Genomic DNA, 12362 nt, shown 5'->3' on the forward strand with positions numbered 1-12362 from the left:
CGAACACAAGCCTATGAGGCGGTGACGAACGAATCGTCACCGCCTCACAGACGTCGTGCCGTCAGACTTACTTGCCGGCCTTCGTGATCTCGTAGTACAGCGGCACCGAGTTCCAGCCGAACGTGACGTTGTCGACGTTCTCGCTGAAGCCACCGGTGACGTTCGAGTACCACAGCGGGATCGCGGGCAGGTCCTCGAACAGGACCTCCTGAGCCTTCGTGAAGTCCTCGATCTGTGCGGCGGGGTCAGGGTTGCTGATACCGGCCTTGATGAGGTCGTCGAACTCAGGGTTCGAGTAGTCACCGTCGTTGGATCCGGCACCCGTCGCGTAGAGCGGGCCGAGGAAGTTGTACAGACCCGGGTAGTCCGCCTGCCATCCCGAACGCGCAGCGGTCGTGATCGTGCGGTCGTTGATCTTCGTGCGAAGATCCTGGAAGGTCGGGTACGGGTCGCCGGAGGCGTCGATACCGAGCGTGTTCTTGATGCTGTTGCTCACGGCGTCGACCCACGCGTCGTGGCCACCATCGGCGTTGTATGCGATCTTGAACGTGCCGTCCCACGGCGAGATGGCGTCGGCCTCGGCCCACAGCTCCTTCGCCTTCTCGGGGTCGTACGCGAGGACCTCGCTGCCGGGAACCGAGTCGGACCAGCCGTCGATGACCGGCGACGTGAAGTCGGATGCCGGGGTGCGGGTGCCCGAGAAGATGGTCTGCGTGATCTCTTCGCGGTTGATCGCCATGGACAGCGCCTGACGACGCAGCTTGCCCTCTTCGCCGCTGAAGTGCGGGAGGAACTGGCCGATCGTGAAGGACTGGAACACGGCGGACGGCTGGTTCACAGCGCGGTCGCCGAGTTCGTCCTGGAAGACCTGAAGCGAGCTGGTCGGGATCGCGTCGATGACGTCGACCTCGCCACCCTGCAGGTCGGCGTAGGCGGCCTCCTGCGTGGCGTAGAAGATGATCGACAGACCGCCGTTGGCAGCCTTGCGTCCACCGTCGTAGTCGTCGTTGCGCACGAGGTCGATCTGCACGTCGTGCTGCCACGCGTCATCGCCGTCGATCTTGTACGGTCCGTTGCCGATCGGGTTCTGACCGAATGCGTCCATGTCGTCGAAGGCGACGTCGGGGAGCGGGTAGAACGCCGAGTAGCCGAGACGCAGAGCGAAGTCGGAGGCCGGCTTGTTGAGCTCGATCGTGAAGGTGTAGTCGTCGACCTGCTTCAGGCCCGCCAGGTCGCCCTGCGCGCCGAAGATGTCGTCATCGGGGTTGTCCGGGTCACCCGGGTCGTTGATGAAGCCCTCGATGTCCTCGAAGAAGTAGCCGGAGAGCTGGGCGTTCTCGGCCTGAGCACCGTAGTTCCACGCCTTGATGAAGTTGTCGGCGGTGATCTCTTCGCCGTTGGTGAAGGTCAGGCCTTCCTTGATCTTGACCGTGAGGTGCTGCGGGTCCTCGGTGGTGATCTCCTCAGCCACGTCGTTGACCGGCTTGCCGTCGGCGTCGTAGTAGATCAGACCGGCGAAGATCTCGTCGAGGATCTTTCCGCCGCCGACCTCGTTGGTGTTGGTCGGGATCAGCGGGTTCTCCGGCTCGGAGCCGTTCGTGGTGATGATGGCATCCGGGTCAGCCGACCCTGCGCCGTTGTCTCCCGAGTCGTTCCCGCCGCCGCTCGCGCAGCCCGCGAGCGCCAGGGCGCCGATCGCGAACAGCGCGGTGCCCGCAAGGGCGATCTTGTTGCGCTTCACTTTGTTGTCCTCCTGGACTGTCACATCAATCTGCGCGCTCACCGTTGAACGCGTAGGGATAGTCGAGCGTAACCCGGCGTGCACCGCGCACAGAGCTCGGCTAATCATTCGTTACTGAGTGGTGACCAATATGTGACATGCACGAAACACCTCCGGCGATGCAGAACGGCGCCGGTCACCCTCGGGTGGCCGGCGCCGTCATGGCTCGACTGGTGCGTGTCAGGCGAACGCCTCGATGGGCGGGCACGCGCACACCAGGTTGCGGTCGCCGTAGGCCTGGTCGATGCGGCGCACGGGTGGCCAGTACTTGCCGGCGACGAGAGCGTGCACCGGGTAGGCGGCCTCTTCGCGCGTGTAGGCGTGGTCCCACACCCCCGCGATCAGCGAGACAGCCGTGTGCGGCGCGTGCACGAGGGGGTTGTCGTCGGCGGGCCAGCGGCCGGCCGCGACGGCATCCGCCTCGGCCTTGATCATGATCATGGCCTCGATGAACCGCTCGATCTCCGCCAGGTCCTCGGACTCGGTCGGCTCGACCATCAGCGTGCCCGCGACCGGGAACGACATGGTCGGGGCGTGGAAGCCGTAGTCGATCAGGCGCTTCGCGACGTCGTCGACCGTGATGCCTGTGGCCTCCTTGAGCGGACGCAGATCGAGGATGCACTCGTGCGCGACGCGTCCGTCCTCGCCGGCGTACAGCACCGGGTAGTGCTCGCCGAGCCGCACCGCGATGTAGTTGGCCGAGAGCACCGCTGCGGCTGTGGCCCGACGCAGACCGTCGGCGCCCATCATCCGCACGTAGGCCCAGGAGATCGGCAGGATGCCGGCGGAACCGTAGGGAGCGGCCGATACGGCGCCGCCCTCGAACACGAAACCACCGGCGTGCTCCGCGCGCTGAGCGAGCGGATGCGCCGGCAGGAACGGCGCCAAGTGGGCCTTGGCGGCCACCGGGCCCACACCGGGGCCACCGCCGCCGTGCGGGATGGCGAACGTCTTGTGCAGGTTCAGATGCGACACGTCGCCCCCGAGGTCGCCGAACCGCGCGTAGCCGAGCAGCGCGTTGAGGTTCGCACCGTCGACATAGACCTGTCCCCCGGCGTCGTGCACGGCCGAGGTGATTTCCACCACGTCCTGCTCGTACACGCCGTGGGTGGACGGGTAGGTGATCATCAGCGCGGAGAGGGACTCGGCGTGCGCGGCGATCTTGGCACGGAGGTCGGCGAGGTCCACGTTGCCGAGCTCGTCACAGGCGACCACGACGACCTTCATGCCCGCGAGCACGGCCGAGGCGGCGTTCGTGCCGTGGGCGGACGACGGGATGAGGCACACGGTGCGCTGCGCGTCGCCGTTCGCGAGGTGGTAGCCGCGGATCGCGAGGAGTCCGGCGAGCTCACCCTGGGAGCCGGCGTTCGGCTGCAGCGAGACCGCGTCGTACCCGGTGACCTCGGCGAGCCAGCTCTCGAGCTGATCGATCAGTTCGAGGTAGCCCGCCACATCGGATGCCGGAGCGAACGGGTGGATGCCCGCGAACTCGGGCCACGTGATCGCCGCCATCTCGGTCGCGGCGTTGAGCTTCATGGTGCACGACCCCAGCGGGATCATGCCCCGGTCGAGGGCGTAGTCGCGGTCGGCGAGGCTCTTGAGATAGCGCATCATGGCGGTCTCGCTGCGGTGCGCGTGGAAGACCGGGTGGGTCAGGTACTCGTCCTGACGCAGCAGGGCCTCGGGCAGCGCCCCGTGCGAACCGCTTTCGAACCAACCGAAGGCCCGCTGCTGCTGGCCTCCGAACACCATGGCGACCTGGTGCAGCTCGCTGAACGTGGTGGTCTCGTCGACCGCGATGCTGATCGTGTCGGCATCCGCGACGTGGAGCAGGATGCCGTAGCCGTCGTGCGCCTGCGCGGCGTACTCCGCCGCGCGTCCGGGCACGCGCACCTGCACGGTGTCGAAGAACGCGTCATGCGCGACCTCGACACCGGCCTCGACGAGCCAGTCGCGGAGCCGGAGTGCCTTGTCGGCCACCTGTCGCGCGATCTCGCGCAGGCCGTCGGGCCCGTGGTAGACCGCGTACATCGATGCCATCACGGCGAGCAGCACCTGGGCGGTGCAGATGTTCGACGTGGCCTTCTCGCGGCGGATGTGCTGTTCGCGCGTCTGCAGCGAGAGGCGGTAGGCCGGCTTGCCGTCGGCATCGACCGACACCCCGACCAGGCGACCGGGGAGCTGACGCTCGAGTCCTGAGCGCACCGCCATGTAGCCGGCGTGGGGGCCACCGAAGCCCATCGGCACGCCGAAGCGCTGCGTCGTACCGACCGCGACGTCGGCCCCGAGCGAGCCCGGCGAGGCGATCAGCGTCAGCGCGAGCAGGTCGGCGGCGACGACGGCCAGACCGCCCGCGAGATGCGCGGCGTCGATCACGGCCGACGGGTTCCACACGTTGCCGGATGCGCCGGGGTACTGCACGAAGACGCCGAACAGCTCCGCAGGGAGCTCCTCGCCCGCCGCGATGTCGACAGCCACGAGCTGGATGCCCACGGCGTCGGCGCGAGTGGCCAGCAGCGCCTTGGTCTGCGGGAGGGCGTCGGTGTCGACCGCGAACACGTTCGACGTCGACTTCGAGGCACGGCGGGCGAGCAGCATCCCCTCGACGACGGCGGTCGACTCGTCGAGCATCGAGGCGTTCGCCGTCGAGAGCCCGGTGAGCTCGGACACCATCGTCTGGAAGTTGATGAGTGCTTCCAGACGTCCCTGCGAGATCTCCGGCTGGTACGGCGTGTAGGCCGTGTACCAGGACGGATTCTCGAGCACGTTGCGCTGGATCACCTGCGGGGTGATCGTGCCGTAGTAGCCGAGGCCGATCATCGGCCGGTTCACCGCGTTGCGCGAAGCGAGCGCGCGCAGCTCGGCGAGCGCCTCGGTCTCACTGGCGGCGCGAGGGATCACGGAGTCCCCTGCGTCGGTGTAGATCGAGGACGGCACGGCCTGGCGCATCAGCGCGTCGACCGGGCTCCAGTCCTCGAGCGAGGAGGTGACCCCGAGCGCGTCCAGCATCGTGCGCTGGGCGGCATCGGTGGGTCCGATGTGACGATCGGCGAAGGAGACCACTGGCGGATCAGCCCTCCGTGAGTGCGACGTACGCGTCGCGGTCGAGCAGCCCGTCGAGCGCACCCGCGGCGACGGAGACCTTGATCAGCCATCCGCCGGCGAAGGGCTCGGCGTTCACGAGTGAGGGGTCGTCGACGACCGCGTCGTTAATCTCGACGACGGTCCCCGCGACGGGCGCGTACAGCTCGCCCACCGACTTGGTCGACTCGATCTCCCCGACCACAGAACCGGCGGTGAGCTCGGTGCCGACGGCGGGCAGCTCGACGAACACGACGTCGCCCAGCTTCTCAGCGGCGTAGTCGGTGATCCCGATGGACACGATCTGGGTTCCTGAGCCCGCCGAAGCGTCGGCGGCGATCCACTCGTGCTCTTCGGTGTAGCGCAGTGCGGTGAGGTCGGTCATTTGGTCCTCCGATAGAAAGGCAGGGCGGTCACGGTCGCGGGGATCTTCGTCCCCCGCACATCCAGGAATACTGCGGTTCCCTCTTCCGCGGAAGAAGGGGTCACGTAGGCCATCGCGATCGGGTGGCCAAGCGTGGGGCTGAGGGCGCCACTGGTGATCTCCCCCAGCACGGTGCCGTCTTCGTCGACGACGGCGTAGCCGGCACGACCGGCGCGCTTGCCCTCGGCGACGAGTCCGACGAGGACCGGGGCATCGGCAGCCGCCGGCGCGGCGTCCTTGCCGACGAACCGTTCCTTGTCCGCGACCACGACGCGGCCCAGACCGGCCTGCGAGGGCTTCGTCTCTCGACTGAGCTCGTGGCCGTACAGCGGCATGCCCGCCTCCAGACGCAGCGTGTCACGGGCCGCGAGCCCGGCGGGGACGAGGCCGTGCCCCTCCCCCGCTGCCGACACGGCATCCCACAGGGCGCCGGCGTCTTCCGCGCGGACGAGGAGCTCGAATCCATCTTCTCCGGTGTATCCGGTGCGGGCGATCAGCAACGGCTCGCCGAGGAACGACGCATCGGCCCATGCGTAGTACTTCTGTTCCGCCCACGGCGTGCTGACATCGGTGATGCCCTCCGTCGCGGCGACGATGGCGGCGGCGGCTGGCCCCTGCACGGCGAGCAGCGCGTACGAGTCTGAGACGTCCTCGACGTCGACGCCGCGATCGCCGAGGAACCCGGCGAAGCTGCGCTCCTCGCCTTCCGCGCGGGCGGGCAGCTCACGCTCGGGAATCGAGGGGAAGTCTCTGACACGCGCGGCGAAGGCGGAGTCCACGAAGCCGCGGTTGCCGGCGTTCGCGATCACCAGGTAGCGATCCTCGGCGAGGCGGTAGGCGATCACGTCGTCGATGATCCCGCCGTCATCCGCCAGGATCAGCGAGTACTTCGCCTTTCCCACCGGCATCGCGGAGATGCGTCCGGCGAGCGCGAAGTCGAGGAAATCGCCGGCGTACTCGCCCGTGACCAGGAACTCGGCCATGTGCGAGATGTCGAAGAGACCGGCGGCCTGGCGCACGGCGTGATGCTCGGCGAGGTCGGACGTGTAGCGCACCGGCATCTGCCAGCCGCCGAAGTCCGTGAAGGATGCTCCGAGAGCCTCATGGCGCTCGCGGAGCGGGGTATAGCGGGGATCGGACATGGAGTTCTCCCGGATGTGGACGGGCGGAGCGGCGACATCGCCGATCCGAGGAACTCCCCCTCTGTCATAGGCCTGAGAGCTTCACCTGTGCACGGGGCACGGGCTTTCACCGTCGGCGGATCCCGTGGTTCCTGAGCGAGGACGCGTGGAGCGCGCCCGAGACGAAGGGTGGAATCGCTTTTCAGAGTGGCCGGAACCGCGCGGTACGCGTTACCTGAGAGATTGGCGGGGAGGCTTGCTCCTTCGGTGCCCGGCTGCGTTCGCCAGGGCTCTCCCGCGTGGGTCATTCGGCCTGTCTTCAGTTGTGGGTTCAGTCTAGCCGGATGCCTCGCCCGGATGAGAGCGCACTCCGAGACGTTCGTGCCGCCCGCGAAGAGCACGAGCGGCACGAGACGGCGGATCAGCAGCGGATGCTCAGCGCCCGGCGAGTTCCTGGCGGACTTCGTCGCGGAGGCGTCCGAGGTTGTCGGGTTCGGGTGCGGCACCGAGGAGGGTCTTGGTGTACTCGTGCTGCGGGTTCAGGATGACCTCGTCCGCGGGCCCGCGTTCGACGACATCCCCGTGGAACAGCACCATGATCTCGTCGGAGAAGTGCCGCGCGGTCGCCAGGTCGTGCGTGATGTACAGCACGCCCAGGTTCTCCTCCCGCTGCAGCTCCGCGAGCAGGTTCAACACGCCCAACCGGATCGACACGTCCAGCATCGACACCGGCTCGTCCGCCACGATGAACCGGGCACCGGGCGCCAGCGCCCGTGCGATCGCGACGCGCTGCCGCTGCCCGCCCGACAGCTCGTGCGGACGCCGATCGGCGAAGCTCGCGGCCGGGGAGAGCTTCACCCGATCGAGCAGCTCCAATGCCCGCTCCCGCACCTGCGCCCCCGACCACTTCGGATGATGCAGACGCAGCGGGCGCTCCAGATGATGAGCGATCGTGTGGAACGGATTCAACGACGCGAACGGGTCCTGGAACACCATCTGCACATCCGACCGGTAGCGTGCCAACGCCGCACCCCGAGTGCCCGATGGGTTCCCATCCAGCAGGATCTCCCCGCTGGTGGGAGTCTCCAGCTTCATCAGCATCCGCGCGATCGTGGACTTGCCCGACCCCGACTCCCCCACCAACGCCACCGTCCTGCCCGGCTCCAGCGTGAAGGACACATCCTTCACCGCGTGCAGGGTTCGTGTCTTGAACCCCGACCGCAACGTGAAGTCCTTCACCAGGTTCCGGGCCTCCAACGTGGCCGTGGGCACCGTCGCGTCCGTCTTCATGCTCATCGGACCTGCTCCTGACTGGGCTGGTTGCCGGTGCGGACGAAATCGCCGCGCTCGCCCGTCAACGACGGGAAACTCGACAGCAGCTTCTTGGTGTACTCGTGCTGCGGCGTGCGGTAGATCTCCTCCGCCGTTCCCTCCTCGACGATCTGCCCCTGCAGCATCACCGCGATCCGGTCGCTGATCTCGATCAGCATCGGCAGGTCGTGCGTGATGAAGATGACGGCGAATCCGAGCCGCTCGCGCAGCCGCATGATCTCCCGGATGATGCCGCGCTGCACGACGACATCGAGCGCCGTCGTGGGCTCGTCCATGATCATGACCTGCGGGTCCAGCGCCAGGGCCATCGCGATCATCATGCGCTGCCGCATCCCGCCGGAGAGCTCGTGAGGGAAGCTCGTCAGACGAGCCGGGTCGACGCCCACCAGTGTGAGGAGCTCCTCCGCCCTGGCCGTCTTCGCCTTCTTGCTCATCCCCGGCCGGTGCGTGTCGAAGATGTCGAAGATCTGCGCCTTCACACTGATCACCGGGTTCAGGGAGTTCATCGCCCCCTGGAACACCATCGAGATCTTGTCCCAGCGGAACGCCCGCAATCCCTCGCCATCGAGGCCGACGATGTCGATGTCGTGACCGTCGCGATCGTGGAACACGATCTCCCCACCGGTCATCAACGCCGGCGCCTTCAACAACCGGTTCATGCCGTACGCGAGCGTCGTCTTCCCGCAGCCCGATTCGCCGGCGAGGCCGAGGATCTCCCCCCGGTGGAGGGTGAGCGACACATCGCGGACGGCCTTCACCGGCGGGTCGACCTCGTACTCGATCGAGACGTTCCGTGCGGTGAGAACGGGGTCGCTCATGCCGTCACTCCCTTCGTCTTGGCGGCCTTGCGCAGGCGGCGTGCGGCATCGGGTGCATTGCGGAGCTTCGGGTTGATGACCTCGTCGATCGCGAAGTTGATCAGGGCCAGTCCGGCACCGAGGATCGCGATCATGACACCCGGCGGCACGAACCACCACCACGCCCCGCGTCCGAGCGCCTGTCCCGACTGCGCGTCGTTGAGGATCGTCCCCCAGGTGATGGAGGAGTTCGGTCCGAGGCCGAGGTAGGAGAGCCCCGCCTCACCGAGGATCGCGAAGATGATCGCGAACAGGAACTGCGCGGTCAACAGCGGCAGCAGGTTCGGCATGATCTCGACCAGGATGACCCGGAAGGACCGCTCCCCTGCCACCTTCGCGGCGTACACGTAGTCACGGGTGCGCAACGAGCGAGTCTGCAGGCGCAGCACGTAGGCGGCTCCTGCCCACGAGGTGATGCCGAGCACGAAAGCGACCAACTGCCAGCTGCGCTGCGGCACGAACGAGGCGATCACCATGACCAGCGGCAGACCGGGGATCACGATCATCACGTTGGTGAGAAGCGCGAGACCGTCTTCCCGCCATCCGCCGAGATACCCGGCCAGCACGCCGAACACCAGGGACAGCACGATCGCGATGCCGCCGGCCACCAGGCCGACCAGGAGCGAGCCCTGCGCGCCGATCGCGAGCTGCGCGAACATGTCGTTGCCGAGCTTGGTGGTGCCCAGCCAGTGCTCGGCGGACGGTGGCTGCAAGGCCGGGTTGTCGGTGCTGCGCGGATCCTGCGAGAACATCGGCGCGATGATCGCGAACAGCACGATGGCGAGCACCAGGATCGCACCGACGATGAACTTGGGCGAGCGGCTCGGAAGCAACCCGCGCCCGCTGCGCGGTTTCCGCGTCGCCAGCGTGATGGTGCTGGCGGGAGACGTGGTCGGCTGATCCTTCACGATCAGGGTCGAGGTCGTGTTCTCGGTGTCAGACATTCTGGCGAGCCCTCGGGTCGATGAATCCGTAGACGAGATCCATGATGAAGTTGGCGGCGAGCACCGTGATCGTGATGACGAGGAACAGCCCCTGCATGAGGGCGTAGTCGTTGTTGGTGACCGCCTGGAACATCAGCTTGCCGATGCCGGGATAGGTGAACACCTGCTCCATCACGATGGACCCGGCGACCACGAATCCGAGCGTGATCGAGAATCCGGCGATCGACGGGATCGCGGCGTTGCGCGCGGCGTACGTGGTGAGGATGCGGCGCGGGCGCAGTCCCTTCGCCTCTGCCGTGAGCACGTAGTCCTCGGCGAGAGTCGAGACCATCATGTTGCGCATGCCGAAGAGCCAGCCTCCGACCGAGCTGATCACGATCGTGACCGCGGGCAGGATGGCGTGGGACACCGCGTTGGTGAAGAAGGCCCAGGTCGGCTCGGGGCCGTCCGGGAAGTCGAAGACGTCGTAGCCGCCGAAGATCGGGAACCAGCCGAGTCCGACCGCGAAGATCGCGACCAGGAGCAGCGCCATCCAGAAGTAGGGGATCGACTGCAGCACCGTGGTGGCCGGGATCAGATGGTCGACCCAGGTACCGCGCTTCCAGCCGGCCCAGGCGCCGAGCACGACGCCGAGGATGAAGGAGATGACGGTGGCGGTGCCGACCAGGATGAGCGTCCACGGCAGCGCCTGCCCGATCAGCTCGGCGACCGGCGTCGGGAACTTCGTCACGGAGACGCCCAGGTCACCCTGGAACATCCGCCCCCAGTAGGCCAGGTACTGCTCCCAGACAGAGGAGTCGTCGCCGCCGAGCAGGAGCTTGATGTTGCGGATCGTGGTCTCGGAGACCTCACCGCCCGCTCGCTGCATCTTGGCGATCATGATGTCCGCCGGATTCCCCGGCATGAGCCGGGGAAGCAGGAAGTTGATGGAGATCGCGGCCCAGAGCGTGAACGCGTAGAACCCGATTCTTCGTGCATAGAACTTCATGTACGTTCCTGGACTTCCTGCTTCCCCGACTGCTGTCTGACTACTTGACCGGCTGCAGCTGCGTCAGGATGTACCCTGCCGCGATCGCACCCCACGACGGCGGGAAGGCGTAGAGGTCGTCCTCGGTCGGCCACCCGGTGAAGTCCTTCGTGTTGTAGAAGGTCTGCGTCGCGTTGATCACCAGCGGGATGTACGGGAGGTCGCGGACGATCTCGGTCTGGATCGTGCCGTAGAGCTCCTTCTTCTCCGCTTCGTCGTCGGTGCTGATGGCCGCCTGGATCGCGGCGTCCACCGTGGGGTTGCTGTAACGGCTGAAGTTCCAGCGGCCGGCGGGGATCTCCTCGCCGACGGGGCTGGTGGACTCGACCGCGGTACCACCGAACCAGTCGCGGTAGATCTGGAACGGGTCGGCGACCGAGGTGCCGATGACACCGCCGACGATCAGCTGGAAGTCGCCGCCCTGACGTGCGTCGGAGAACTCCTGCCACTGCACTGTCGAGGCGTTGACCTTGATGCCGGCCGCTGCCGCCTGCTCGGCGATCAGCTTCGCGGCGTCGTTGTAGTCGGTCCAGCCGTCGACCGAGATGAGGGTGAGCTCGAGCGGAACGCCATCCTTCGCGTAGAAGTCGCCGTCCTTCGTGTAGCCGGCGGCCTCGAGGATCTCGCCGGCCTCGGCGGCGTTGGCCTCCTGCGGGCTGACCTCGTTCGCCTTGTCGGCGACCCACTTCTCGTCGCGGGGAAGGAGCGCGAACGTCGGAGAGATGTCACCGGTCAGACCGACGAACGCCTTCTCCTTGATCGTGCCGCGGTCGATCGCGACGTTGAGCGCCTGGCGCACGGCGACGTCGGTCTGCGGACCGGTGCAGCCGAGCTCGGCATTCGAGCAGGTGTAGAGGACCGTGGGGTCCTGCGGGGTGTTGATCCAGTCGATCGCGCCGTTCGAGGTCACGTCATCCGGGTTCGGGATGAACATGCCCGTCCAGTCGAGCTTGCCTGCGGCGAGCAGGTCCTGCGCGGTCTGGTTGTTGTCGACGGCGATGTACTGGACCTTCTTGACACCGAGCTTGTCGGCGTCGCGGAAGTTCTCGTTGGCGACCAGCGTGTAGGACTCGCTCGTGGTCTTGTCGACCACGTACGGGCCGGAGCCGACAGGCTCCTCGTTGGCGAAGTTCGCGAAGTCGCTGACATCCGCCCAGACGTGCTCCGGGAGGATGTAGGTGGAGCCGAGACGAGCGAACGTGGTCGTGAACTGCGGGCTGCTGTAGGTCAGCACGACGGTCGTGTCGTCGGTGGCCTCTGCCGAGGTCAGACCGTTGCCTTCGGGGTTGTTGCCCTCGTAGTTGAAGGAGAACGCGACGTCCTTCGCGGTCAGCGGCTCTCCGTCGCTCCACTTCAGGTCGGGCTTGATCGTGACGGTGATCTGGGTGCCGTCTTCGCTGTACTCGTACGAGTCGCCGATGAGGCCGACCGGCTCGGAGTCCGCCGTCTTGTTGAAGAAGAACAGCGGCTCGAGGATCGGGCCGAGCGCGCCATGGAGCACGGTCGGCGCGAACGGGTTGTAGTTCGCGGTGATGGGAGTCTGGCTGCCCGCCCAGACACGAAGGGCGCGATCACCACTCGCATCCCCGTTGTCGCCGCTGCCGCCGGTGCCGCAGGCGGTGAGCCCGAGTGCGAGGACGGAGGCCCCCGCGACTGCGGTGAGCGCGATCTTGCGCTTGCCGTTACGCATCATTCTTGTGTTTCCTCTCGGTGCTGCACTGCAGGAGGGATATCTCCCGAAGGAGACCGGTCTCCAGGATGGGGATCGGGCGCCCCTCCGTTGTACGCCTGTCGGG

Annotated in this window: 9 protein-coding genes and 1 riboswitch; all 9 genes read right to left on the minus strand. The window is 67.0% G+C overall.

The window, feature by feature from the left end; all coding sequences use genetic code 11:
* Positions 1-67 precede the first annotated feature (67 nt).
* Positions 68-1741 (minus strand): ABC transporter substrate-binding protein, encoded by a 1674-nt coding sequence (locus ACIOVG_RS01370; RefSeq protein WP_400868306.1) that lies wholly within the window; start codon positions 1739-1741, stop codon positions 68-70.
* 219 nt (positions 1742-1960) lie between these two features.
* Positions 1961-4789, minus strand: a complete 2829-nt coding sequence (gcvP, locus tag ACIOVG_RS01375) for an aminomethyl-transferring glycine dehydrogenase (RefSeq protein WP_400872641.1) — start codon at positions 4787-4789, stop codon at positions 1961-1963.
* Between the two features lie 61 nt (positions 4790-4850).
* Entirely contained in the window at positions 4851-5246 is a 396-nt protein-coding gene (gcvH, locus tag ACIOVG_RS01380; protein WP_247629622.1) for a glycine cleavage system protein GcvH, read from the minus strand.
* Positions 5243-6427 carry a glycine cleavage system aminomethyltransferase GcvT gene (locus tag ACIOVG_RS01385; protein ID WP_400868308.1) on the minus strand — a complete coding sequence of 395 codons (1185 nt, stop codon included), beginning with the start codon at positions 6425-6427 and terminating at the stop codon, positions 5243-5245. The genes gcvH and ACIOVG_RS01385 overlap by 4 nt, the downstream gene beginning before the upstream one ends.
* A 191-nt stretch (positions 6428-6618) precedes the next feature.
* Positions 6619-6714: riboswitch (glycine riboswitch) on the minus strand.
* 127 nt (positions 6715-6841) lie between these two features.
* A complete protein-coding gene (locus ACIOVG_RS01390) occupies positions 6842-7702 on the minus strand; it encodes an ABC transporter ATP-binding protein (RefSeq protein ID WP_400868310.1) in 861 nt (286 codons plus the stop codon).
* Positions 7699-8556: an ABC transporter ATP-binding protein gene (locus ACIOVG_RS01395; RefSeq protein ID WP_400868312.1), complete on the minus strand. Its 858-nt coding sequence runs from the start codon at positions 8554-8556 to the stop codon at positions 7699-7701. The genes ACIOVG_RS01390 and ACIOVG_RS01395 overlap by 4 nt, the downstream gene beginning before the upstream one ends.
* Positions 8553-9539, minus strand: coding sequence for an ABC transporter permease (locus ACIOVG_RS01400; protein ID WP_400868314.1), 987 nt, complete (start codon positions 9537-9539; stop codon positions 8553-8555). Before ACIOVG_RS01400 ends, ACIOVG_RS01395 begins: the two co-directional genes overlap by 4 nt.
* Positions 9532-10527, minus strand: a complete 996-nt coding sequence (locus tag ACIOVG_RS01405; RefSeq protein WP_400868316.1) for an ABC transporter permease — start codon at positions 10525-10527, stop codon at positions 9532-9534. The genes ACIOVG_RS01400 and ACIOVG_RS01405 overlap by 8 nt, the downstream gene beginning before the upstream one ends.
* 40 nt (positions 10528-10567) lie before the next feature.
* The gene (locus tag ACIOVG_RS01410) at positions 10568-12259 is read right to left on the minus strand and encodes an ABC transporter substrate-binding protein (protein ID WP_400868318.1); all 1692 of its coding nucleotides are present in this window, start codon (positions 12257-12259) and stop codon (positions 10568-10570) included.
* Between the last annotated feature and the right edge of the window lie 103 nt (positions 12260-12362).

It is taken from the genome of Microbacterium sp. NPDC087591, from assembly GCF_044743625.1.
Classification (GTDB): Bacteria; Actinomycetota; Actinomycetes; order Actinomycetales; family Microbacteriaceae; genus Microbacterium.